The following is a 25993-nucleotide window of genomic DNA, read 5'->3' as shown; positions in this document are numbered from 1 at the left end:
CGCACGCTTAAGGATCAAGTAAGAAGATCAACTGACTATGGTCAGAGTGTGATCGTCTCGGGAACTATCGAGCTGTTTTGTGTTCGCTGTGTGTTCGCAAAGGACAGCTCATGTTTCCCGTCCCACGTCATCGGTCGGCACGATCGCCGCGTTGGTTGTATCGCCGCCGGATGGCGGCCCGTGTGCTCACCCTGGTGGTCTGTTTCATTCTGTCGTTCCTGCCGAGCGCCGACGAGGCGATGGCGCAGGGAATGACGCTGTCGGCGGTGAGCATGCCGAAGCTGTCGATGTCGGGGCTCTGGGACTGGTTGCACTCCTCGTCCCTGAAATTGCCCAGGCAGCTGGGCGGTTCGGCGAGCGGCCTCGGCCACACCGCGTCGTCGGCGCGGACCCGGGCCAGGGGCGGGCGCGGTCACAAGCCTGGCCGGGGCAAGGGGGAGCTGGCCGAGTACGCCCGGCACCGGCGCGGTGCGAAGCAGTCGGCCACGGGCGCGGCGGTGACCGACGGGCGTGACGGGTTCGTCGCCGCGACGAGCAGGCGTGACGCCGCCGCCTCGTCGGCGACGGTCGACCTGTTCCACAACGCGAACGGCACGACGACCCGGCGGGTGTACTTCTCCCGTCACAACTTCCGTGCCCCGGACGGTTCGTGGAAGCCGATCGACACCACGCTCGTGAAGTCCTCCGGCCGTTGGCAGGAGAAGGCCAACGACGTGGCGGTGGACCTGGCCGGCGAGGCCGGGGACACGCGGCTCGCGTCGGTGGAGTCGGATGCCGGGCAGCAGGTGTCGTACGCGCTGAACGACGCGGCGGACGTGCCGGGAAGCACGGACGCGGACGGCACGGTGACGTACGCCGGTGTGCTGCCGGACACGGATCTGAGGCTGGTGCCGCTGACGGACGGCGTGAAGGAGAAGCTCGTCCTGTCCTCGGCGCAGGCGCCGACGTCGTGGTCGTTCACGCTCGACACCAAGGGCCTGACGCCCCGGCTCACCCACGACGGGGCGGTCGAGTTCGCCGACGCCTCGGGTGCCGTGGCACAGCGGATTCCGCACGCGTTCATGCAGGACGCGAGCGTGAACCCCAAGTCCGGGGAAGCGGCGACCTCGCGCGCGGTCGACTACGGCCTCGCGCACTCCGACGGTGCCTGGACCCTGACCATGACGGCGGACCCGTCGTGGCTGGCCGACCCGGACCGGGCGTGGCCGGTCACCGTGGACCCGACGCTGGCCGTGAGCGACAGCACGTACGCCGAGTCCGGCGGCACCGGTGACCACTCGACCGAGGACGTGCTGAAGGTCGGTTCCTACGACTCCGGCTCGCACAGCGCGAACTCGTTCCTGCATCTGACGGGCCTGACCGACATGGTCAGCGGTCAGTCCATATCGGCGTCCAGTCTGCACCTGTTCGACATCTGGGCCGCGACCTGCACTCCGGAGCAGTTCTCCGTCGCCCCGATCAGCGCCTCGTGGTCGGGTTCGGCGGTCACGTCCTACCCGGGCCCGGCGTGGGACAGCACCGCGCTGGGACAGGTCACCGCCAACCCGGGCGCGGCGTGCACCAACAACAACGGGACGCGGACCACGGGCGCGTGGATGACGGTGCCGCTGGACAGCGCCTGGTTCAACGGCATAGCCGACGGCACCAAGAGCAACCACGGCCTCGCGCTGTACGCGCCCACCGACGACGGCCTGCACTGGAAGCAGTTCGACTCGGTCAACGCCCCCTCCGGCTACCGCCCCTATCTCGACCTGACGATGACGGCGAACACGGCGCCGCAGATCGACGCCTCGTACCCGCCGGACAACTACAACGCCCAGACGCTGAAGCCGGAACTGGTGGCGTACGGCTACGACTCGGACAACTACCCGGGCTCGGCGCTGAAGTACCAGTTCCAGCTCCTGAACGCCTCCACCGGTGCGGTGATCTCCGACTCGGGGCTGATCAGCGGCGGCGACTGGACCGTCCCCTCGGGGAAGATGGCCTGGGGCAGCACCTATCTGTGGCAGGTGCGCACCTACGACAGCCTGCTCTACTCGCCGTGGACGCAGAGCGAGATCACGGCCGTGGTGCCGCAGCCCGCCGTGACCTCGGGCCTGTCGCAGAACACCGACGGACACGACTTCGACCCGGCCGTCGGCAACTACACCACCTCCGACACCGACGCCGACGTGCAGACGGTGGGCCCCTCGCTGTCGGTCGAGCGTGACTACAACTCCCTGGACCCGCGCGTGGACGGCGCGTTCGGCGCGGGCTGGTCGACGGTCGCGGACATGGAGGCCGCGGAGGCCAAGGACTCCTCGGGCGCGGTGACGAGTGTCAACATCACCTACCCCGACGGCTCGCAGGTCGGCTTCGGCAAGAACGCCGACGGTTCCTTCACCCCGCCGCCGGGACGCTGGGCCTCGCTGACCGCGACCACCACACCGTCCGCCGGTTACAAGCTGGTCGACAAGGACGACACCGCCTATCTCTTCCAGACAGGGATCACGGGCAGGACCGGCGCGTACGCGATCACCTCGATCACGGACTACGCGGGCCGCGCGGAGACCTTCGACTACACCTCCGGCCAGCTCACCAAGATCACTTCAAAGGTCTCCGGCCGGACGCTGAACCTCACCTGGTCGAAGCCCTCGGGCGCGACCGTCTCCCACGTGGCGACGGTGGCGACCGACCCCTCGACGGCGGGCGACTCGAGCACCGTCGCGACCTGGAGCTACAGCTACAGCGGCGACAACCTGACGAAGGTCTGCCCGCCCGCTGACGCCACGCACTGCACCTCCTACGGCTACGCGGCCGGCAACCACTACCGCACCACGGTCCTGGACGCGGACCCGTTCGCCTACTGGCGCATGGGCGAGACGTCCGGCACGACGGCCACCGACGGCGTGGACACCAACGAGGGCAACCTCAACGGCACTTACCACAACGTCACCCTGGGCTCGGCCGGTCCGCTGGCGAGCAGCCACGCCGCGTCGTTCAACGGCACCAGCTCGTACCTGTCGATACCGTCCACCCCGGGCGCGACGCGCACGTACGCCTCGGTGTCCCTGTGGTTCAAGACGGCGCAGGCCGGCGGGGTGCTGTTCTACTACGGTGACAAGCCGCTGACCGACTCCAACCCGGTCGCCAACACGAAGTACAACACCCCGGCGATCTACATCGGCACCAACGGCAAGCTCCACGGCTGCTTCGCGACGACCGCCGGCTGCAACGCCCCGATCCAGTCCGCGACCACGGTCAACAACAACGCCTGGCACCACGTGGTCCTCACCTCCGCGGGCAACACCCAGTCGATGTACCTCGACGGCGCCCTGTCCGGCACCCTGGCCGGCAGCCTGTGGTCGTGGAACCAGCCGTACGTCACCTTCGGCGCGGGCGTGGACACCCATGGCTGGCCGGACATGCCCACCGACACCCTCGGGCACTACAGCGGCCTGATGGCCGAGGCGGCGATCTTCAACCAGCCGCTGGACGCCGCGACCGTCACCAACCAGTACACGGCCGCCACCGCGTCCGCGAAGGTGCTCCAGACCATCACCCTGCCGTCGGGCAAGACGCAGAACACGGTGCAGTACAACGCCGTCGACGACACCATCTCCCAGGAGACGGACAACAACGGCGGCGTGTGGAAGCTGGTCCCGCCGACGGTGACCGGGTCCTCCCAGGTCTACCGCTCCTCGGTGATGGGCGCCGGGCCCTCCGGTTACTGGCGGCTGAGCGACTCCTCCGGGTCCTCCGCGGCCAACGAGGTCAACACCGGCCGCGCCACCTACAACAACGTCACCCTCGGCACGGCCGGGCCGTACAGCGCCGCCGACGTGAAGGCGGCGACGTTCGCCAACGCCTCCAGTTCCTACGCCAGTCCGGGCAGGTCGGAGGTCGACACCTCCAAGAACTTCAGCGTCTCGGCCTGGGTCAACCTCAGCACCAACACGCGCAACTACACGGCCGTCAGCCAGGACGGCACGTACCACGCCGGGTTCTACCTCGGCTACGAGCACAGCCAGAACAAGTGGGCGCTGCGCGTACCGACGGCGGACTCCTCCAGCGGCAACCTGACCACCCAGGCCGTGTACTCGACCGCCACCGCGACGACCGGCCAGTGGACCCACCTCGCGGCCACCTACGACGCCTCGACCGGCCTGCTCTCGCTCTACGTCAACGGCACGCTCCAGGGCACGGTCGCACGGCCCAACGTGTGGTCCGCCACCGGCTCCCTGCAGATCGGCCGCGCGCTCTACGCGGGCAGCCAGACCGACTACTGGAACGGCTCGCTCGGTGACGTCGCCGTCTTCCGCTCGGCGCTGAGCGCCGCCCAGGTGTCGCAGGAGTGGACGGCGTTCAAGTCCTCCTCCGGCGTCGCCCCGGTGCGCACGGTGCAGATCCAGGTGCCGACCACCGACGGGTCGACGAAGTACATCACCTACGGCTACGACGTCGACAACGGCGACCGCGTCCTCTACCAGACCGACGCCCTCGGTAACCGCACCACCTACGGCTACGACACCTCCGGCTTCCTCTACACCACCACCGACCCGGACGGGAACACCACCACCACCGGGCACGACGTGCGCGGCAACGTGGTCTCCAAGACGACGTGCCAGAACCAGGCACAGAACCTCTGCGAGACGGACTACTACACCTACTATCCGGACGACACCACCGCGAACCCCACGCCGGACCCGCGCAACGACCTGCTCCTGACCGAGCGCGACGGCCGCTCCTCGGGCCCCACGGACAACACGTACCTGACGAGCTACGCCTACGACCAGTACGGCAACCAGACGACGGTCACCACCCCACCGGTCCCCGGCTTCCCCAGCGGCCGCACCACCACCACGACGTACACCACGTCGACCACGCCCGCGGCGGACAGCGGGAACGCGCCGGCGTATCTGGAGGCGTCGACGGTGACGCCGGGTGGGGCGACGACGACGTACTCGTACAACCACAACGGTGATCTGGCGCGGCAGACCGACGCCAACGGCGCGTCGGTGGCATTCGGTTACGACAACATCGGCCGGAAGCTGACCAGGACCGAGTTCTCCGACAGCTACCCGTCGGGTCTGACGACGTCGTACGCGTACGACAAGGACGACCAGGTCACCTCCGAGACCGCCCCGGGCGTCACCAACCGCGTCACGGGTGCGACCCACACCGCGCAGACGACGACGGTCTACGACGTCGACGGCAACCCGGCCCTCGAGACGGTCAAGGACCTGACCGGCGGGGACGGCCCGCGGCGCACGGAGTGGACGTACGACTCGGGCAACCACATGGCCACCCAGTCGGAGGTGTCGGCCTTCAACGCCGACGGCACGGACAAGACGCTCCAGACCACGACCTACACGTATGACGTGTACGGCAACGCGGTCAAGGAGGTGGACCCGTCCGGCAACGAGACGGACTACACCTTCGACGCCGACAACCGCGGGATCATCACCACTCAGCCCGGCTACATCGGCGACCCGGACAACCCCTCCGCCGCGCGCACCCTGACGCTGGACTCGCGCGCGTACGACCCGGCGGGACGTCTTTCCTCGGTCACGGACTCGATGGGCTTCACGACGTCCTACACCTACACGGACAACGGGCTCCCGGTGACGATCACGCGCACGGACGCGGTGACGGACCCGGCGCACCCCAAGTCGTTCGTGGAGCAGGCCAACACCTATGACGCGGCCGACAACCTGATCAAGGAAATCTCGAACGACGGCGCGACCACGACCACCTACGCGGTGGACGCGGCGTCCCGCACCACGACGACGACGCTGGACCCCTCGGGCGTCAACCGCAGCGACACGGTGTCGTACGACCCGGACGACCACGTGGTCACGTCCACGCACACCGGCGCGTCCGGTGCGCCGGAGACGACGTCCTACTCCTACGACGCGCTCGGCAACACCCTCTCGTCCACGGTGCACGACGGCACCACCGCGCCGGTCGGCCGCTGGAAGTTCAACGAGACCTCCGGCACCAACGCGGCGGACTCCTCGGGAGCGAACAACCCCGCGACCGCCACGAGCGCGGTGACGAGGTCCACCGACCACGGCGGCAGCGCCGTGTTCAACGGGACCTCCGCCTCCTACGCCGAGACCTCGAGTCCCGTCCTGGACACCGCGACCAGCTACACCGTCTCCGCGTGGGTCAAGCTCGGCTCCGCGGCGAGCAACTCCACCTTCCTCTCCCAGAACAGCGCCACCACCAGCGCCTTCCAGCTGTACTACTCCTCCGGGTCCAACAGCTGGGCCTTCGGCGGTCACTCCGGCGACACGGCCAGTGCCACCTGGACCGCCGCTTACGGCGGCACTCCCACCGTGGGCCAGTGGACCCACCTGACCGGTGTCTACGACGCCGGCGCGAGCCAGTTCAGCCTCTACGTCAACGGAACCCTGGCCGGCACCAAGGCCTTCACCACTCCCTGGAACGCCACCGGAAGCTTCGACATCGCCCGCAAACTGAGCGCGGGCAGCTGGGGCGAGTTCGCCAACGGCTCGGTCGCCGACGTCCAGGCCTACTCCAGCGCACTGTCCCCCGCGCAGGTCTCCAGCCTGTACGGCGGAACGCTCCCCGCGGCGAACTCGACCGTGCACACCACACGGGCGGACCTGGACCAGCGAGGACTCCCGGTCTGGGAGGCCGACGCGAACGGCAACGTCACGTCCTACGCCTATGACGAGGCGGGGAACCCCGCGGTCGCGACGGCGCCGACGGCGAACTCGGAGACGGTCGACGCGGCCACGGGCACCTCGACCGTCAATGCCTCGCACCCGGTGATGTACACCGGTTACAACACCTTCGGCGACGTGGCGGAGACCAAGGACCCGAGCGGCAACGTCGTCACGACCGGGTACGACCCACTGGGCCAGCAGGTCTCACAGACCCTGCCCTCGTACACGCCGCCGGGCTCCTCGACGCCGATCACGCCGGTGACGACCACGCAGTACAACACGGCCGGTCAGATCACCAGCGAGACCGACGCGCTGGGCAAGGTCACCTCGTACACCTACGACCAGCTCGGCGACCAGGTCGACGAGACACTGCCGGGCGGACGCACGGCCCACTCCGTCTACGACACCAACGGCGACGTGCTGTCGGTGACCGACCCCACCGGCGCGGTGGCCCAGGCCACCTACGACTACCTGGGCCACCAGCTCACCTCCACCCAGGTCGAGCGCCGGCCCTCCCAGTCCGCGTACACCACCACCAACCACTACGACGCCCCCGGCGCCCTGCTGTCCTCGTCGGTGTCGCCGAACGGTGTGACCACGTCGTTCACCTACAACGCGGCCGGTGAGCAGACCACGGTCGTGGACGGCGCGAACAACACCACCCAGTACTCCTACGACCTGGACGGCCGCCCGACCAAGGTCACCAACCCGGACGGCACCTTCTCGACGAGCACCTACGACTCCTTCGGCAACGAAGTCGGCACCGGGGAGTACGACGCGACCTCGATGCTGCGCCGCACCACCTCCGCGCAGTACGACCCTGCGGGCAACCTGACGTCCTCCACCGACGGCAACGGCCACACCACCACCCTCGCCTACGACGCGACGGGCATGGTGACCAAGGAGGTACAGCCGGTCGCGGCCGGACAGTCGATCACCACCTCGTTCGGATACGACCCGGTGGGCAACCTCACCCGGTTCACCGATGGCAACGGCTACGACGCCTCGGGCAACCCCGTGGCCGGACACGACTGGCTGACCACGTACAACAAGTGGGGCCTGCCGGAGTCGCAGATCGAACCGTCCACGCCGGCCTACCCGGCCGTCGCGGACCGCACCTACACCACCGCCTACGACGCCGACGCGCGGGTGACGCAGCAGACGTCCCCCGGCGGCGTGGCCGTCACCGACTCCTACGACCCGACCACAGGAGACCTGACCAGGCAGACCGGCAGTGGCGCCGAGGCGACGACCGCGGACCACACCTTCGGCTACGACGCCGACGGACGCGTCACCTCCGCCGCCGCCCCCGGCTCGGACGACACCTTCACCTACGACGACCGCGGCGACCTGCTGAGCACCGACGGACCGTCAGGTACCTCTTCCTTCGCCTACAGCGGCGACGGGCAGATGACCAGGCGCACCGACGCGGCGGGCACCTCCACCTACGGCTACGACACCGCGGGCCGACTGAAGACCATCAACGACGCCACCACCGGGTCCACCGCCACCGTCAGCTACAACCAGATGTCGCTGCCGACGGCCATCTCCTACGGCACCGGCAAGGCGAGCCGCGCTCTCCAGTACGACTGGGCGCACCGGCTCACCAGCGACACCCTGACCAAGCCGGCGGGCGGGACCGAGGCGTCGATCGCCTACGGCTACGACCTGAACGACAACGAGACCTCCAAGACCACGACCGGATTCGCGGGGGCCGCGTCCAACACCTACACCTACGACTGGGCCGACCGGCTCACCTCCTGGAACAACGGCACCACCACCGCCACCTACGGCTACGACGGCGCGGGCAACCGCACCCGGGTCGGAGCGGACACCTACACCTACAACGCCCGCAACGAACTGACCTACGACGGGCACAGCGACTACAGCTACACGGCCCGCGGCACCCTGCGCTCGGTCACCGACACGCAGGGCCAGAACATCGCCACGACCGCCGACGCCTTCAACCGGGTGATCACCTCCGGCACGAAGACGTACGCCTACGACGGCCTGGACCGGATGGTCACCGCCGGCATCGGGGCCGCCAAGCAGTCCTTCGCCTACACCGGCACCGGCAACGACCTCGCCTCCGACGGCACCACCACCTACAGCCGCGACCCCGGTGGCGCGCTGTTCGGCATCAACGCCGGCGGCACCAAGGTGCTGGCCATGACCGACGTCCACGACGACGTCGTCGGCCAGTTCACCGACTCCGGCGCGGCCCTGACCGGATCGACCACCTACGACCCGTTCGGCAAGGTCCTCGCCATGCAGAGCATGGTCGGGGCCCTGGGCTACCAGTCCGAGTGGACCGACCCGGACACCTCCCAGGTCGACATGGCCGCGCGTTGGTACAACCCCAACACCGGTCAGTTCACCTCCCGTGACACCGTCGCCAACAGCCCCGTCCCCGACTCGGTCAACGCCGACCGCTTCGCCTACGGCAGCGACAACCCGCTGATCAACACCGACCCGACCGGCCACTGGTCGCTGTGGGGCGCGGTGAAGCACGTGGCACACAAGGTCAAGAAGAAGGCATCCCACGCCTGGCACCACTCCAGCGTGCGACGCCATCTCAAGGCCGCCGTCAAGCACATCCACAACGTCATCAAGCAGGTCAAGAAGCACGGAATCGTCGGCGCGACCAAGCACTATGCCAAGAAGGCCGTCAAATACGTCCGGGATCACCATCCCGCCATCTATCACTACGCCAAGCACTACTACCATCGCGCCCGCCAAGTCGTGCACCACGCGATCAAATCCGCGACACGGCATTACCACAACGCCGTCAAAAAGCTGAAGAGCGCCGGCAAGGCGATCGGCGGTGCGCTGAAGAAGGCCAAGAAGGCCGCGGACAAGTTCATCAAGAAGCACAAGACGGCCATCGTCGCCACGCTCCTCACCGTGGCAGCGATCGGTGCGGCCGCCTGCATCGTCGCCACTGCCGGTGCCTGTATCGGCGCCATCGGCGGCGCCATGCTCGAAGGCGCCGCGTTCGGAGGCGTCGAAGGCGCGATCGCGGGCGGTGTCACCGCCGCGATCACGGAAGGCGGTTCAGCCCTCCTCGGTGCCGGCACCCTGGCATCGGCGGGAGGCGCAGCCGCAGTCGACGCCACTGTCGGGGAAGACGCGGCAGCGGGTTCCTCCGCGGCCAAGTCGGTCAGCTCCGGCGCGCCGAAGTCGGCCGGCGGAACCGCCAAGGCCGGCGAAGCGGGCGAGGGCGGTGGCCTCAAGGCGCCGAAGAAGTCGGCCGCCGGTGACGGTGAGTCTTCCGCAGGGAAGTCGTGCAGCTGCCCGTGCAGTTTCTCCCCGGACACCAAGGTCCTGATGGGGGGCGGCAAGACCAAGGCGATCGGGAAGATCAAGACCGGCGACAAGGTCGAGTCCGCCAACCCCAAGACGGGCAAGCACCAGGGCCCCCGCAAGGTCCAGCACGTCTGGGTCAACCACGACCACGACCTTCTCGACGTCACCGTCCGCACCAAGGGCGGCCACACCGCCACCCTCCACACCACCTCCAACCACCCCTTCTGGAACGACACCACCCACTCCTGGGTCCCCGCCGGCAAGCTCCACCACGGCGACGCCCTCAACACGGCCACCAACGGCCACGCCTACGTCGTCACCACGCGGGTCACCCCTGGCACGGCGGACCGCTGGAACCTCACCGTTCAGCAGCTGCATACGTACTATGTGCTGGCGGGCGCCACTCCGGTCCTGGTTCACAATGCCGACACAGATAAGCCGGAAGTCTGTCAGCTGCCGCTCTTCGTACTGCGAGACGGAGAAGTCGCTTCGCCTGCTCAGATGGCTGCCAGTCGTGGCGGACTGACGGCGGGGAAGACCGTTCCCACTTCGATCCGTGATGCGATGGTCGCCAAAGCCATGAAAGAAGGGGATGGTGTTCTTCGATGCTGGCGTTGCGGAATGAAAACCACCAACCCGGACAACGTCCAGATAGGTCACGCCAACGTGCCCAGGAGTAAGCGAGGAAACCTGGAGCCGGAGAATCTGTGCATAGAAGGGGCTGCGTGCAACAGCAGCGCCCAGAACCGAGGTGCTCCCACCAAGGGAAAGTCATGTGCCGAGAGAGGAGGTTGTGGTGCCGGATTCGGAAGATTTGACTAGCTGCAGCAGTTTCACTGGGATTCGAATCAAGGTGGAGTCCCAGCAGGGGGCCACTGCCGATGAAGTGGTGGCCGTCACCCCCGTCGACGACGGTCACTACCTTGTCCGCCTTTCGCCTGGATTTTGCAGAGGCATCGCGGCTGGTGATGTGATCGCGTACGACGAGCGCAACAAGAGCGCGAGGGTAGTCGAGCGGGGTGGGAACATCGCTGTCCAAGTGTTCCACGCAAGAGTTCCCGCCGATGTCATCGAATCCTTCAAGGGGAACGCGGCGACGATTGGCGGACGAGTCGATGGCGAGCTTGAGTCGCTCGTGGTTCTGACCTTTCCGGTCAGGGTCGGGTTCCCATCGATCGAGTCACTCTTGGCCACACTTCCCGAAGACGGAGTGGAATGGGAATATGGAAACGTGTTTGACGAGCAGGGAGAGCCTCTCACCTGGTGGAAGGACATAGCCTGACTTGTGATACACCAAAGGCGACGGTGATTCAGGGCTGCCCCTTCAGGCCTTGACACCGGCTTTCCAGGGACGTGGCCGCGGCGACGGCCACGTCCCTCCTGGGGCCTTTTGCGCAGGATTCCAGAAACATACGGGCTCGGCCACCGGGCCATTCTGTTGCCGCGACCGCAGCCCAATAACGGAGTCCGTCATAGGGATCGAGCGGATCGAGGAAGTCCAAGATACGGTCGACGGTCCCGACTTCGAGGTCCGCATGCATTGCCGCTACGGCACGAAGGGCGCCGTCAACAAGTGAGGGATCTCCGCGATCCATACACCATTCCAGCGGGGCTGCGTAACCCTCTTGAGCACTTCGCAGCCGGACGATCGAGTCACCCAGTGCCACGTACAGCGCGGTGTCGTCCATCGGCCGCTGAGCCAGTTCGGCCAGGAATGAGATGGCGGGTCGGTAATCGCAAGCCCCTAGAGCCATGACCATTTCGTACTGGGTTTCCCAGGTACGGCTGTCGCTGATTTCGCGCTGGAGCGCGTGCAGCAGCGCCGGGCCCGCCACCTCGTCCGCCAGTTCGCCGAGCCGCTTCGCAGCCGAACGACGTTTGGCCGATGCTCTGTCGCTCAGCTGAATAAGCGCCTTTTCTGAGGTCATTTTCATCTCGCACCCTCCTCAGGGTCTTGCCAATGAGTCAAACACTAACGAACGTGAATAGGTGATGTCTGGGTCGGCTGCCCGGCAGAGGATCTTCCCGTGAGCCGGTGCCTGCGTGGTGGCACCGGCTCACGGGATGCCGACTCAGCACCAGACGGGAGTGGAGCTCTGCTAGGAACGGGTCCGCGAAAAGGAGTGCGGTAGACAGACCAGCGCAGCACGAGCCAAACATTACTGAAAAGGGCTCAGTGACATGCAGGTCGTTTCCCCCGGCGCACGGCTCGACGCCCTCAAGAATTCGGGCACCCTCTCCCTACCCTCCCACCTGGCCCCCGTCAGCCCCCAGTGACCTCGCCGAGCACACCGGAGTACGCGCCATACGCCCCCTCGTCGAACACGACGAACCGGACCTCCTCCACCTCCGTCGGCGTCAGGCGGACCGATTCCACGGCGATCGCGGCCGCGTCGGCCATGGGCCAGCGGTAGACGCCGGTCGAGATCGCGGGGAACGCGACCGTGCGGGCGCCGAGTTCGTCGGCGACGCGGAGGGATTCTCGGTAGCAGGAGACGAGGGGGGCGGGGTCGCTGTCGGGGCCCTGCCAGACGGGGCCGACGGTGTGGATGACCCAGAGGGCGTCGAGGCGGCCGGCGGGGGTGGCGACGGCGTGGCCGGTGGCGAGACCGCGGCCGTAGGAGGAGGCGCGCAGGGCGCGGCAGGCTTCCAGGATGGCGGGGCCGCCGCGTCGGTGGATGGCGCCGTCGACGCCTCCGCCGCCGAGGAGGGAGGAGTTGGCCGCGTTGACGATCGCGTCGGCGCGCTGGCGGGTGATGTCACCCAGGACGAGTCGCAGCGTGGTCATCTCTGCCTCAGCCTCCTCCAGACCGCCTTGGCGGCGTTGTGCCCCGACATTCCGTGTACCCCGGGACCGGGCGGGGTCGCGGAGGAGCAGAGGAACACCGCCGGGTGCGGGGTGCGGTACGGGAACGCCGTCAGCCGGGGGCGCAGCAGGAGCTGGAGGCCGGAGGCCGCGCCGCAGGCGATGTCGCCGCCGACGTAGTTGGCGTTGCGGGCCGCCATCTCGGCGGGTCCCGCGGTGGCGCGGGCGAGGACGCGGTCGCGGAAGCCGGGGGCGAACCGCTCCAGCTGGCGTTCGATCGCGTCCGTGAGGTCGCCGTCCCAGCCGTTCGGGACGTGCCCGTAGGTCCAGAAGACGTGCTTGCCCTCGGGCGCGCGGGTGGGATCGGCCACGCTGGGCTGCACGGTGATCATGAAGGGTTTCTCGGGGGCGCGACCCTCGCGGGAGGCGGCGCGCAGCGCGTCGGCGATCTCGGCCCGGCTCGCGCCGATCTGCACGGTGCCCGCGATACGCGCCTCGGGGGCGGTCCACGGGACCGGGCCGTCCAGCGCGTAGTCGATCTTGAAGACGCTGGGGCCGTAGCGGTAGTGGTCGTAGTAGCCGCCGAAGCCCGCGATGCGGGCGAGCGCGGTGGGTGAGGTGTCGAAGACGTAGGCGCGGGCGGGCGGGAGGTCGTCCAGGCGTTTGACCTCGTAGTCGGTGTGCACGGCGCCGCCGAGGTCCTTCAGGTACGCCGCGAGCGCGTCGGAGATCGACTGGGAGCCGCCCTCGGCCACCGGCCAGCCCCGGGCGTGCGCGGCCAGGGCGAAGACCAGGCCGATGGCGCCGGTGGCGAGGCCGTTGAGCGGGGCCATCACATGGGCGACCAGGCCGGAGAAGAGGGCTTGGGCGCGTTCGTCGTGGAAGCGGCGCATCAGCGCGGTCGCGGGCGGGAGCCCGGCCAGGCCGAAGCGGGCCAGGGTGAGCGGGTCGCGCGGCAGCGCGGTGGACGGCAGGGACATGAAGTCCCGGATCAGGGTGTCCCAGCGGGGCAGGAACGGGGCGACGAGCCGCCGGTACGCGCCCGCGTCGCGTGGCCCGAAGGACGCGGCCGTCTCCGCCACGGACCTCGCCAGCACCGCCGCGCTGCCGTCGGGGAACGGGTGCGCCATCGGCAGGTCGGCGTGCAGCCAGCGCAGGCCGTACCGCTCCAGCGGGAGGGCGCGGAACGCGGGCGAGTTGATGCCGAGCGGGTGGGCGGCCGAGCAGGGGTCGTGGCGGAAGCCGGGGAGGGTCAGCTCCTCGGTGCGGGCGCCGCCGCCGACGGTGGACCGGGCCTCGAAGAGGGCTACGGAGAAGCCTCGCCGGGCCAGTTCGACGGCGGCGGTCAGTCCGTTCGGCCCCGCACCCACCACGACGGCATCGAGCATCGACGGCACCATGGGACCCCCTCGTCGGCCGGTGGCAACTCGGATCAGGATAGGCGGGCGGGCCGCCGCTCCCCCGGCGGGTGGCGCGTCGCCGCTGTCGGCGCGGATGGCTGCGCGTCCCGTTCAGGCGGGTGACTCCCCGCCCCGTTCAGGCAGATGGCTCCCCCGCTCCGTTCCAGGCACGTGACGCCCCGCCGGGTTCAGGACCCCGTGCGCAGCAGTTCGGCCACGCGGCGCGCGGTCGCGGCGTCGCGGGCGGCGGTGAACGGCAGGACGTTGCCGCCGGTTATGCGGAACGGCTCGCCGGTGAGGGTGAGATGGGCGCCGCCCGCCTCCTCGACGAGCAGCAGGCCCGCCGCGTGGTCCCAGGCGGCCTCCCAGGAGAAGGCGACGGCGTCCGTGTCGCCCCGGGCGATGGCCAGGTACTCCAGGCCGGCCGAGCCGCAGGAGCGCGGGGCGACGCCGTCGGTCCACAGGGCACGCAGCGCGCGCTTCTGTTCCTCGGTGGTGTAGTCGGGGTGGGACACGGCGACGGTCAGGTCCCGGCCGGGCTCGGGCGGTCCGGCGAACAGGCGCTCCCCGTCGAGATAGGCGCCCTTGCCGCGCACCGCGGTGGCCATCTGGTCGCGGACCGGCGCGTACGTCCAGGAGGCGAGCACGGTGCCCCGGTACGCGAGCGCGACCAGGGTGCAGAAGCCGTCCTTGCCGTGCACGAAGTGCCGGGTGCCGTCGACCGGGTCGATGATCCAGACCGGGGCGTCGCCCTTGATCGCCTCGTACGACGCCGGGTTCGCGTGCACCGCCTCCTCGCCGACGGCGACCGAGCCGGGCAGCAGGGCGCACAGGTCGGCGGCGAGGCGGCGCTCGGCGAGCCGGTCGGCGTCCGTGACCAGATCGTGCGGGCCGCTCTTCTGGTCGACCTCGTGCGCGGCGAGTCTGCGGAAGCGGGGCAGGATCTCGGCCGCGGCCGCCTTGCGGATCGCCTCCTCCACATCGGCGGAGTGCCGGGCGAGAAACTCTTCGAGGGCTTCCGTGTCGTCGATCATGTGTCCATGAGAACACGCCCGGCCGCCATTCCCCCGTCAGGCTGTGGACAACCCGGAAAACGCCTGGTCAGCGGCTTGTGGACAACTGGTGGAGACCTCGCCCGACGCCCATCTCAGCGGCCCACCGCGTACCCCTGCATCCCCCGCGGGTTCGCGGCCGCCGACAGCACGCCCGTCCGGGGATCGCGCGCGACCGCGCACAGCCGCCCCTCCGACCACGCGGGCCCCACGGTCACGTCGTGCCCCCGGCGCCGCAGCTCCGCGACCACGGCCTCCGGCATCCGGGACTCGACCGTCACGCTGCCCGGACGGCTCGTCCGGGGGTGGAAGGAACTGGGGAAGCCGTCGTTGTGCCAGTTCGGGGCGTCGATGGCGCCCTGGAGGTCGAGGGCGCCGCGCACCGGGGCGCGCAACGCGACGGCGAGGAAGAAGTGCAGCTGCCACTGGTCCTGCTGGTCGCCGCCGGGGGTGCCGAAGGCGAGCACGGGGACGCCGTCACGCAGCACGAGCGAGGGGGTGAGGGTGGTCCGGGGGCGGCGGCCCGGCGTCAGGGAGTTGGGCAGGCCCTCCTCCAGCCAGGCCATCTGAAGCCTGGTGCCGAGCGGGAAGCCGAGTTCGGGCACGACGGGGTTGGACTGGAGCCAGCCGCCACTGGGCGTCGCCGCGATCATGTTGCCCCAGCGGTCCACCACGTCGAGGTGACAGGTGTCGCCCCGGGTGGCCCCGTCGGCACTCACGCGCGGTTCACCGGACATCGCGGACACAGCGGTCTCCCCGGCTGCCCCGGCTGCCCCGATCATCGGCTCCCCCACACCGCCCAACCCCACGGTCGGCTCCCCCGCCCCCGGCGCACTCCCCGCACCCGCGTCCCCCCTCATCCCCGCCCGCACGGGCAGACGCGGCGCCCGACCACCCACCGCCCCCGGCCGCAGCTCGTACGACGCCAACTCCCCCACCAGCCCCCGCCGCCCGGCGTTGTACTCCCCCGACAGCAGCTCGACGACAGGGACTTGGGCGGCATCGCCGTACCACGCCTCCCGGTCGGCCATGGCGAGCTTGCAGTTCTCGATGAGCAGGTGGACGTACTCGGCGGAGCCGTACGCGGGCAACTCCGAAGGGAGCAAGGCAAGTTGCTGCAGGAAGACGGGGCCCTGGCTCCAGGGGCCCGCCTTGCACACGGTCCAGCCGTTCCAGTCGTAGGTGACCGGCTCCTCGTACGACGCGGACCAGTCGGCCAGGTCCGCTTCGGTGAGCGTGCCGGTGTGGCGTTCGCCGCTGGTGTCCAGGGTGGGGCGACGGGACTGGCGCAGCAGGGCCTCGGCGATGAAGCCGGTGCGCCACACCTCCCGGGCAGCGTCGATGCGGGCCTCGCGGTCGCCCGCGTGGGCGGTCTCGGCGAGGAGGCGCTTCCAGGTGGCGGCGAGGGCGGGGTTGCGCAGCAGTTCGCCGGGGCGGGGCGAGGTGCCGCCGGGCAGATACACCTCGGCCGAGGAGGTCCACTCGGTCTCCAACAGCTCCCGCACGCTCTCCACGGCCACGCCGACGTTCTCGACGGCCGGGTGTCCATGCTCGGCGTACCCGATGGCGTACTTCAGTACGTCCTCAAGGGACTTGGTGCCGTGGTCGCGCAGGAGCAGCAGCCATGCGTCGAAGGCGCCCGGTACGGCGGCGGCGAGCGGGCCGGTGCCGGGTACGAGGTCGAGGCCGAGCCCCCGATAGTGCGCGACCGTGGCCCCGGCCGGGGCGACACCCTGCCCGCACAGTACGCGGACCTCGCCACCGGCCGGGGCGAGCAGGATGGGCACCTCCCCCGCGGGGCCGTTCAGATGCGGCTCGACCACGTGCAGCACGAACGCCCCCGCCACGGCCGCGTCGAAGGCGTTGCCCCCGTCCTCCAGCACGGCCATCGCGGACTGGGAGGCGAGCCAGTGCGTGGAGGAGAGCATGCCGAAGGTGCCCTGGAGCGTGGGGCGGGTGGTGAACATGAGGTCTCCCGTCTGCGTGACCTGCGCCTGCGGAACGAGACTTTCCGCCCGGCGGCCCGCACGTCAACCACGCACCGCTCGCGCGTCAGCCACGCCCCGCCCGCCCCGCCGACACACCGAGCGCGCCCCGCCCGGCCCCGAGCCCCACTTCAGGCCAGGCTCACGATTCCGCCTCGGCCTTCACCCCGGCCAACGTCTTCTCGATCCCCGTGCGGAGCAGGGCGAGGCGGCCGTCGACGATCTGCTCCTCCCGCTCCGGGTACCGCTCGACGAAGGCGTTCAGCGGGCCACGACCGGGGCCGAGGCGCATCCCGTGCCGCAACCGGGTGCCCGCGCCGTCCGTGAGCGGCTCCAGGGTGAACGTCCAGATCGTCAACGGCCCACCGAGATCACGGTCGTTGTAGCGGACGACCTCCCAGGCGAAGACCCGGGGCTCGGCGAACTGCGCGATGCGGCTGACCGTACGCCACTCGCCCAGCACGTCGTTGTGGTTGCGGCCGGAGAAACACGCGCCGACGGCCGGTTCCTCGGCCCCGTCGAGCCACTCCACCTCCTGGAGTTCCGGGCTGTGGCGGGCCGGTGTGGAGATGTCCGACACGAGTGCCCACACCCGCTTCGGGTCGGCGGCTATCTCCGTCGCGCACTCCACGCGGGGAACGTCGACAAGTCGCATCTCTTCTCCTTGAGTTCCTGAGTTGTCGAAGACCGATGACCGAAGTATGTGCCGGAGCGCGGGGAAACACGGAGGAGCCCCACCGGTGTCGCACGACCGGCGGGGCCCCTGCGGATCGCGGTCAGGCCGTGTGCAGCGTCAACCCATACCGGTTCAGGATCTCGTTGATCGGCTGGAACCAGGTCTCGCCGCCGCTGGAGCAGTTGCCCCAGCCGCCGGAGGTGACGCCCTGGGCCTGGTCGCCGCTGATGAACGAGCCGCCGGAGTCGCCGCCTTCGGCGCAGACGTTCGTCTTGGTCAGCTGACGGACCGCTCCCTGGCTGTAGTTGACCGTCTCGTTGAGGGCGAGGACGGTGCCGCAGTGCCAGTGGGTGGTGGAGCCGGAGCGGCAGATGGAGGTGCCGGGCGGTGCCACGTTGGAGCCGCGCACCAGTTGGTCGGAGACGGTGCCCCAGCCGAGGACGACGGGTACGGTCCACCAGCCGCTGCCGACGTTGACCCAGGCGTAGTCGTTGTCCGGGAAGGACGAGCCCTGGAAGTTGCCGACGTAGGAGCGGTCCCAGCCGTAGACGGCGGCGGAGGGCTGGCCGCAGTGTCCGGCGGTGACGAAGCCGCCGTAGACCGAGAAGCCTATGGAGCAGCGGACGTTGCCGGTGTAGTAGGGGTCGCCGCCGACAGTGCCCGCGGCGAGGGTGCCCGCGGCCTTGGAGACGGTCTCGACGGTGACAGGTCCGGCCGCGCGGGCGTTCGCCAGGAAGCGCTGGACATCGTTGTCGGCACTCCGGCCGCGCACCACGTCGACGACGACGGTGCCCGCCTGGGGGTCGACGTGCCAACTGCTCACGCCCGACGGGGCCTTGAGCCGGTCGATGCGGGCCTTCGCCGCGTCCAGTTCACGGGCGCTGTGGCGGACGGTGCGGACCGTGGCACCGGCGTCGCGCAGGGCCGCGCGGGTGGCCGGGGAGGCGGCGTCGGTGACGGCCACGGTGAGCCGTCCGCTGTCCGCGTCGTACCAGGAGCCGCCGTACGCCGATCCGGCCGTCCTGCGGGCCTCGGGGTCGAGCTTCGTGGCCGCGCGTTCCGAGGCGAGGCGGGCCTCGGCCTGTTCCCTCGTCAGGCCGAAGTCGTGCCGCATCGCGGTGAGCAGGCCCTCGGAGGCGGGGGCCTTCGCGGTGGTGGCGGAGTCGTTCGCGGTGGCGGGGACGGTACCGGCCGCCGTCAGTCCGCCGAGGATGAGGAGTGCGGCCCCGGCCGCGCGCAGAAGTCGCTTGCGTCTCACGGGAGTTGCCCTTCATCGTTCCAACAAGGTGGGGGTGGAACAGCGGATGACTGAGAGCGCTCTCATCTGTGCGGGGCAGAGCCTAGTCGGCCCTTGATGACAGGTCCATACCAACGGACGGAATCCGCGCCACACATCCCGCCGGCCGGGCGATTCCCGGCATACGGCGCCTTCCTGAACGGGCTGGGTCACCGGCCGAGTACGCAGCGAGTTGGCCCTTCCGCGCCGGGGTCAGTCGTGTGAGACTGTCGTCTCCGTCCACCCTGCGGACCCTTCCGCACCCCCTCCCCCACGAGAAGTGCGCCGTGCGATCTCTTCCTCTGCCGCTCGCCCTCACCGCACGTCTGTCCCCCGTCGTCGTGCTGGCCTGCGTGGGCTGGACCCTGTCCTCCGGCCCGGCCACGCCCGCCGCCGCCGAGCACCGCTCCGCCGGACAGGAGACCGCCCCGGCCGCCTCCTCCGACGGCGGTGGCGGTGACTCGTCCGCCCCGGCGGTGAAGACCTACGCAGCGGCACCCGCGCCGTGCACCGGTGTGCCCGTCGACACCATCAAGTCCCTTGTGCCCGGGGCCAAGACGGCGGGCAAGGAGATCCCCTCCACCGACTCCACGCTGCGCCGCACCTGCTCCTGGAACGCCCTGAAAGGCTTCGACTACCGCTGGCTCGACGTCTCCTACGAGGTCACCCCGTCCGACCAGGAGGCGACCAAGGAGTACCAGCAGCGCGTCACCGAGAAGAGCGGCGGCGGCGTGGTCTCCGGTCTCGGCGACAGCGGCTACTCGGTCGTGAACCTCACCACCGAGGACAAGCAGCAGACCCGCGAGGGCCTGGTGATGGCCCGTGCTGCCAACGCCCTGGTGGTCATCACCTACAGCGGCAGCGACTTCGAGAACAAGAAGGCGCCCGCCACCGACGAGATCAACAAGGGCGCCATCAAGGCGGCGAAGGCCGCGATGGCGGCCCTCCAGGCCAGTGCGGGGAAGTCGGGCTGACCTGAGGCGGCGTCCGGCGACGCCTCTGGGCCGCCGCCGCACACCTCGGACAACACCACGGCACCCCGGCCCGACGCCGGGGTGCCGTGCTCTGCAACTCCCTTACGCCTCCTGCTCCTTACGACCCGTCGCCACCGTCAGCGCCAGGTACAGCACCAGTGACGTGCCCAGCCCGACCGCCCAGCCGTAGTCCGCGAGCGGCTTGAGGAAGGGGATGGGGCGGCCGTCGATCAGGGGGTGGAAGTCGGCGCCGCCGACGGCGAGGACGCCGCCGACCACGAAGGCGACCACGGCCCGCCAGTTCCAGCCGCCCGCGTACCAGTACCGGCCGTCCTCGCGGTAGAGGTCGGCGAGGTCGAGGCGGGTACGGCGCACCAGCCAGTAGTCGGCGATCAGGATGCCCGCGACCGTGCCGAGCAGGCCGCCGACCAGACCGAGCCAGGTGAAGATGTAGCCCTGCGGGTCGGAGTAGAGCCGCCACGGGAAGATCAGCACCGCGAGGACGGCGGTGATCAGGGCGCCGGTGCGGAAACTCACCTTGCGGGGCGCGATGTTGGAGAAGTCGAAGGCCGGGGAGACCAGGTTGGCCGCGATGTTCACCGAGAGGGTCGCGACGAGCACGGTGACCAGGGCGTAGAGCAGGCCCACCACGTTGTCGGTCTTGGCGGCGAGCTGGACCGGGTCCCAGATCGGCTTGCCGTAGACCGCCTGCGAGCCGGAAGTGACGAGGACCGACAGGAAGGCGAACAGGGTCATCGTCGTGGGCAGACCGAGCGCCTGCCCCCGGGTCTGGGCGCGCTGGCTGCGGCCGTAGCGGGTGAAGTCGGGGATGTTCAGGGAGAGCGTCGACCAGAAGCCGATCATGCCCATCAGGGAGGGCCAGAACAGCTTCCAGAAGTCGCCGCCCCAGCCCAGCTTGGAGGGCTGGTCGAAGAGCGGGCCGACACCGCCGGCCTGGACGCTCATCCACCACAGCATCACGAAGGCGCCGACCAGGACGAAGGGCGCGGCCCAGTTCTCGAACCGGCGGATGGTCTCCATCCCCCGCACGATGATGGCGACTTGGAGCACCCAGAAGAGGGCGAAGGAGAGCCACATCGTCCAGGCGTAGCCGCCGATGTGCGAGGCGTTCGACCAGCTGTCGCCGATCAGCTTGCCCGCGAGGAAGTAGATCGCCTCGCCGCCGATCCAGGTCTGGATGCCGAACCAGCCGCAGGCCACCAACGCCCGTACGACAGCGGGGAGGTTGGCGCCGCGTATGCCGAAGGAGGCACGGGCGAAGACCGGGAAGGGGATGCCGTACTTGGGTCCGGCGTGCCCGGTGAGCAGCATCGGCACGAGCACGATCAGGTTGGCCAGGGCGATGGTGAACACCGCCTGTTTCCAGTCCATGCCGACCGCGATGAGCCCCGAAGCGAGCGTCCAGGAGGCGGTGTTGTGGGCCATGCCGACCCACAGCGCGGAGAAGTTGTACGTGGTCCAGGTGCGCTTCGCGACGGGGACGGGGAGCAGGTCCTCGTTGGCGAAGCGGCCGCTGGGCTGGGGAGCGTCGGCGGGGATCTCCACCCGGCCGTCGGGGAGCGTGACCTGGTCGGTCGGCGGCGAGGCGGTGGGAGCGGTGTCGGTCATGGGACAGGCCAATCGGATGAGTGGGACGACGGGACAGGCCGTGCGGGTGGCGCCGATTGGGGGGTGCGTCCGTAAGTTCCGTACGGGCGTCCGGGCCGCCCCCTCCCGCGCAAGGGGCCTGCGGGGAGGGGGAGTTCGATCCGACTGCGGGCGGTCGGGCCGGCTGCGATCGGTCAGGCCGGTTGCGATCGGTCGGGCCGACCGCGGCCGGTCAGGCGTTGAGCGCCGGGATGACCTTCGTGCCGTAGGCGTCGATGGTCGCCTCCTGCGCGTCGTGCATGTCGTAGACGGCGAACTGGTCGACGCCCAGCTCGCGCAGCGCGGCCAGCTTCTCGATGTGCCGTTCGACGGGGCCGATGAGACAGAAGCGGTCCACGATCTCGTCGGGCACGAACTGGGTGTCGGGGTTGCCACTGCGCCCGTGGTGAGCGTAGTCGTAGCCCTCGCGGGACTTGATGTACTCGGTGAGTTCGTCGGGCACCTGGCCCGAGTGCTCGCCGTACTTGGCGACGAGGTCGGCCACGTGGTTGCCGACCATGCCGCCGAACCAGCGGCACTGGTCGCGGGCGTGGGCGAGGGCCTCGGGCGAGTCGTCCTCGGTGACATAAGCCGGGGCGGCCACGCAGATGGTGACCTCGGAGGGGTCACGCCCCGCCGCCACGGCGGCGTCCTTGACCGCCTTCACCATGTACTCGGTGAGGTACAGATCGGCGAGCTGGAGGATGAAGCCGTCGGCCTCCTCGCCGGTCATCTTCAGCGCCTTGGGGCCGTACGCGGCCATCCAGACCGGGAGTTGGGCGTCCGGCTTGGTCCAGGGGAAGCGGATGACGGTACCGCCGAGGTCGGCCTCCTCGCCCCGGCCGAGGGCGCGGATGACCTTCATGGCCTCGCTGATCCGGGCGAGCGTGTTGGGCTTGCGGCCCGCGACGCGCATCGCGGAGTCGCCCCGGCCGATGCCACACACCGTGCGGTTGCCGAACATGTCGTTCAGGGTGGCGAAGGTGGAGGCGGTGACCTCCCAGGTGCGGGTGCCCGGGTTGGTGACCATGGGCCCGACGGTCAGCCGCTCGGTGTTCGCGAGGATCTGGCTGTAGATGACGAACGGCTCCTGCCAGAGCACGGCGGAGTCGAAGGTCCAGCCGTACGTGAAGCCGTTGGCCTCGGCGCGCTTCATGAGGTCGACGACGCGGGAGGCAGGCGGATCGGTCTGCAGGACTAGTCCGAAGTCCATGAGCGCCACTCCTAGTTGAGGTACTGACAGGTGGAGCGCGGGGTGTAGACGCCGTGTCCGGCGTGGCCGGTGTACTCCCGCTCGGTGATCACGGGCACACCGCGCGAGAGCACGGTCTCGACGCGGCCGGTGATCCGCCTGCCCTCGTATGCCGAGTAGTCGACGTTCATGTGGTGCGTCTCGGCGGAGATCACCTGCTCGGCGTGCGGGTCGTAGATCACCACGTCGGCGTCGGCGCCGGGCGCGATGGTGCCCTTCTTCGGGTACATGCCGAACATGCGGGCCGGGGTGGCGCAGGCGATCTCGATCCAGCGGCGGCGCGAGATGTGCCCGTCGACCACGGCCTGGTGGAGGAGGTCCATGCGGTTCTCCACGCCCGGCATCCCGTTGGGGATCTTGGAGAAGTCGCCCCGGCCCAGCTCCTTCTGGCCGGAGAAGCAGAACGGGCAGTGGTCGGTGGAGACCACCTGGAGGTCGTTGGTGCGCAGGCCCCGCCACAGGGCGGACTGGTGCTCGCGCGGCCGCAACGGCGTGCTGCACACGTACTTGGCGCCCTCGAAGTCCGGCTCGGCGAGGTTGTCGGTGGACAGGAACAGGTACTGCGGGCAGGTCTCACCGAAGACGTTCAGCCCCTCGTCGCGGGCGCGGGCCAGCTCGGCCACGGCCTCCTGCGCGGAGACGTGCACGACGTAGAGCGGGGCGCCGGCGACCTGGGCGAGCTTGATCGCGCGGTGGGTGGCCTCCGCCTCCAGGAGGGCCTTGCGGACCTCGCCGTGGTAGCGGGGGTCGGTCTCGCCGCGCGCGAGGGCCTGCTCGACCAGCACGTCGATGGCGATGCCGTTCTCGGCGTGCATCATGATCAGCCCGCCGTTCTCGGCGGCGCGCTGCATCGCGCGGAGGATCTGGCCGTCGTCGGAGTAGAAAACGCCCGGGTAGGCCATGAACTGCTTGAACGAGGTCACCCCCTCCTCGACCAGAAGGTCCATTTCCTTGAGCGTCTCCTGGTTCACGTCGGAGACGATCATGTGGAAGCCGTAGTCGATCGCGCAGTTGCCCTCGGCCTTCTGGTGCCAGGCGTCCAGGCCCTCGCGCAGGGTGCCGCCGACGTTCTGGATGGCGAAGTCCACGATCGTGGTCGTCCCGCCCCAGGCTGCGGCGCGGGTGCCGGTCTCGAAGGTGTCGGCGGCGTACGTGCCGCCGAACGGCATCTCCATGTGGGTGTGGCCGTCGACGCCGCCGGGGATGACGTACTTCCCGGTCGCGTCGATGGTCCGGTCCGCGGTGAACGCCTCGGCCGCGGGGGTGCCGGTGGCGGCGAGGGCGGCGATTCGGCCGTCCTCGATGAGTACGTCGGCGTGGATCTCGTCGGAGGCGGTGATGACGAGACCGTTGCGGATGAGGGTACGGGTGCCCATGCTCCTACTCCTGGATCGAACGGCCTTCTGGACAGGACCTGTTGGTTACGGCGCCGTCAGCGGGCCGTACGCGTTCGGCTCGCGGTCGCGGTAGAACTGCCACCGGTCCCGCACCTCGCGCAGCTTCGCCATGTCGAGGTCGCGGACGACCAGTTCGGTCTCCTTGTCGCTGGCGACCTCGCCGACGAACTGGGCCTCCGGGTCCACGAAGTACGTGGTGCCGTAGAAGTCGTTGTCGCCGAGGTCCTCCACGCCGACCCGGTTGATCGCGCCGACGAAGTACTCGTTGGCGACGGCGGCGGCCGGCTGCTCCAACTGCCAGAGGTAGCGGGAGAGTCCGCGCGAGGTGGCCGAGGGGTTGAAGACGATCTCCGCTCCGGCGAGGCCCAGCGCGCGCCAGCCCTCGGGGAAGTGGCGGTCGTAGCAGATGTAGACGCCGATGCGGCCGACGGCGGTGTCGAAGACGGGCCAGCCGCTGTTCCCCGGGCGGAAGTAGAACTTCTCCCAGAAGCCCTGGACCTGGGGGATGTGGGTCTTGCGGTACTTGCCGAGGTAGGAGCCGTCGGCGTCGATCACGGCGGCGGTGTTGTAGAGGACGCCGGGCTGCTCCTCCTCGTACATGGGCAGGACGAGGACGATGCCCAGTTCCTTCGCCAGCGCCTGGAAGCGGCGGACGGTGGGGCCCTCGGGGATCTGCTCGGCGTACTCGTAGAACGCCTTGTCCTGGACCTGGCAGAAGTAGGGGCCGTAGAACAGCTCCTGGAAGCAGAGGACTTGGGCGCCCTGGGCGGCGGCGTCGCGGGCCGCCTGCTCGTGCACCTGGATCATGGACTCCTTGTCGCCCGTCCAGGCCGTCTGGAAGAGGGCGGCGCGGATCACTCGGCTCATCGGGACCTCCGTAGCTCGATGTGAGGGTGAGCCTAGGAAGGGCGGGTGGCCGGTTTTGAGTGGCAGGGTGTCACGTGTGCGGGGGTCGGCCGTGTCACCGTGTCACGAGTCGGCGGGGCCGTGTTTCAGCGCCGTTTTCCCAGGTCGTGGCGTGTTTCAACGTTGTTGCGCGTCGTGGGCGAGCAGGGCGATGTGCACCGAGGCCGCCTGCTCGAAGTCGTCGAGGTCGATGCCGAGGCGCGTCTGTATCGCCTCCAGTCGGCGGTAGAGGGCGGGCCGCGAGACGTGGTGGAGCTGGGCGGTGCGGGACTTGTTGCGGCCGGTCGCGAGGTAGGTGCGCAGCACGTTCAGCAGCTCGCCGCCCTCGGCGCACAGCAGACCGTCCAACTCCCGTTCCGCGAAGGACTGCACCTGCGGGTCGTCGCGCAACAGCCGTACCAGGCCACGCAGATGGACGTCCCGCAGCCGTATCACGGGCGGCCGGTCCAGGGCGGCGACGGCGCCCGCGAGGGCGTCCGCGACGTGCCGGGCCTCGCGCAGCCCGGCGGGCACGTCGTCCCAGACCTCGCGCGGCTCGGCGGCGGCGACGGAGAGGTCCGGCTCGGTCGTGCGCAGCCGGGCCGCGAAGCGGGCGGTGAGCGCCTCGGCGTCCTGGTCGTGGGCGAGGCTGAGCAGGGCGGC

The 25993-nt window shown here is 69.7% G+C and carries 15 protein-coding genes; 3 read left to right on the top strand and 12 right to left on the bottom strand.

Features of this window, described 5'->3' with window-relative positions:
• Positions 1-170: 170 nt before the first annotated feature.
• Both GTW40_RS01755 and GTW40_RS01750 read left to right on the top strand, forming a co-directional pair.
• Positions 171-10802, top strand: coding sequence for a LamG-like jellyroll fold domain-containing protein (locus GTW40_RS01755; protein ID WP_161178361.1), 10632 nt, complete (start codon positions 171-173; stop codon positions 10800-10802).
• Between the two features lie 31 nt (positions 10803-10833).
• Positions 10834-11262: a DUF4265 domain-containing protein gene (locus tag GTW40_RS01750; protein WP_161178360.1), complete on the top strand. Its 429-nt coding sequence runs from the start codon at positions 10834-10836 to the stop codon at positions 11260-11262.
• Between the two features lie 28 nt (positions 11263-11290).
• Here GTW40_RS01750 and GTW40_RS01745 read toward each other — a convergent pair whose 3' ends face one another.
• The 7 genes from GTW40_RS01745 to GTW40_RS01715 all read right to left on the bottom strand — a co-directional run bounded on the left by GTW40_RS01745 (position 11291) and on the right by GTW40_RS01715 (position 19157).
• Positions 11291-11914 (bottom strand): HEAT repeat domain-containing protein, encoded by a 624-nt coding sequence (locus GTW40_RS01745; protein ID WP_161178359.1) that lies wholly within the window; start codon positions 11912-11914, stop codon positions 11291-11293.
• 329 nt (positions 11915-12243) lie between these two features.
• The gene (locus GTW40_RS01740; protein ID WP_161178358.1) at positions 12244-12768 is read right to left on the bottom strand and encodes an O-acetyl-ADP-ribose deacetylase; all 525 of its coding nucleotides are present in this window, start codon (positions 12766-12768) and stop codon (positions 12244-12246) included.
• Positions 12765-14174, bottom strand: coding sequence for an NAD(P)/FAD-dependent oxidoreductase (locus GTW40_RS01735; RefSeq protein WP_161178357.1), 1410 nt, complete (start codon positions 14172-14174; stop codon positions 12765-12767). The genes GTW40_RS01740 and GTW40_RS01735 overlap by 4 nt, the downstream gene beginning before the upstream one ends.
• Positions 14175-14374: 200 nt before the next feature.
• A complete protein-coding gene (locus GTW40_RS01730) occupies positions 14375-15220 on the bottom strand; it encodes an inositol monophosphatase family protein (RefSeq protein ID WP_161178356.1) in 846 nt (281 codons plus the stop codon).
• A 113-nt stretch (positions 15221-15333) separates the two neighbouring features.
• Positions 15334-17205, bottom strand: coding sequence for a gamma-glutamyltransferase (locus GTW40_RS01725; protein WP_161178355.1), 1872 nt, complete (start codon positions 17203-17205; stop codon positions 15334-15336).
• 160 nt (positions 17206-17365) lie between these two features.
• Entirely contained in the window at positions 17366-17878 is a 513-nt protein-coding gene (locus GTW40_RS01720; RefSeq protein ID WP_161178354.1) for an SRPBCC family protein, read from the bottom strand.
• A gap of 121 nt (positions 17879-17999) precedes the next feature.
• On the bottom strand, positions 18000-19157 hold the full coding sequence (locus GTW40_RS01715) for an alpha-lytic protease prodomain-containing protein (protein WP_161178353.1): 1158 nt from the start codon (positions 19155-19157) through the stop codon (positions 18000-18002).
• Between the two features lie 305 nt (positions 19158-19462).
• On the opposite strand from GTW40_RS01715, the gene GTW40_RS01710 reads away from it, so the two are divergent.
• Positions 19463-20149, top strand: a complete 687-nt coding sequence (locus GTW40_RS01710; protein WP_161178352.1) for a hypothetical protein — start codon at positions 19463-19465, stop codon at positions 20147-20149.
• A 102-nt stretch (positions 20150-20251) separates the two neighbouring features.
• Here the strand turns inward: GTW40_RS01710 and GTW40_RS01705 are convergent, their stop codons facing one another.
• The 5 genes from GTW40_RS01705 to GTW40_RS01685 all read right to left on the bottom strand — a co-directional run.
• A complete protein-coding gene (locus GTW40_RS01705) occupies positions 20252-21778 on the bottom strand; it encodes an NCS1 family nucleobase:cation symporter-1 (protein ID WP_161178351.1) in 1527 nt (508 codons plus the stop codon).
• A 211-nt stretch (positions 21779-21989) separates the two neighbouring features.
• A complete protein-coding gene (locus GTW40_RS01700) occupies positions 21990-23009 on the bottom strand; it encodes a TIGR03842 family LLM class F420-dependent oxidoreductase (RefSeq protein ID WP_161178350.1) in 1020 nt (339 codons plus the stop codon).
• An 11-nt stretch (positions 23010-23020) separates the two neighbouring features.
• Positions 23021-24424, bottom strand: coding sequence for a dihydropyrimidinase (gene hydA, locus GTW40_RS01695; RefSeq protein WP_161178349.1), 1404 nt, complete (start codon positions 24422-24424; stop codon positions 23021-23023).
• Between the two features lie 45 nt (positions 24425-24469).
• Entirely contained in the window at positions 24470-25312 is an 843-nt protein-coding gene (locus GTW40_RS01690; RefSeq protein WP_161178348.1) for a nitrilase-related carbon-nitrogen hydrolase, read from the bottom strand.
• 156 nt (positions 25313-25468) lie between these two features.
• On the bottom strand, positions 25469-25993 hold a 525-nt coding region (locus GTW40_RS01685; RefSeq protein ID WP_161178347.1), incomplete at its 5' end, for a helix-turn-helix domain-containing protein.

Origin of the sequence: Streptomyces sp. SID4985 (assembly GCF_009863025.1) — a bacterium.
Classification (GTDB): Bacteria; Actinomycetota; Actinomycetes; order Streptomycetales; family Streptomycetaceae; genus Streptomyces.
The sequence above is the reverse complement of the archived record's forward strand: the minus strand, read 5'-3'. Positions and strand labels throughout refer to the sequence as shown.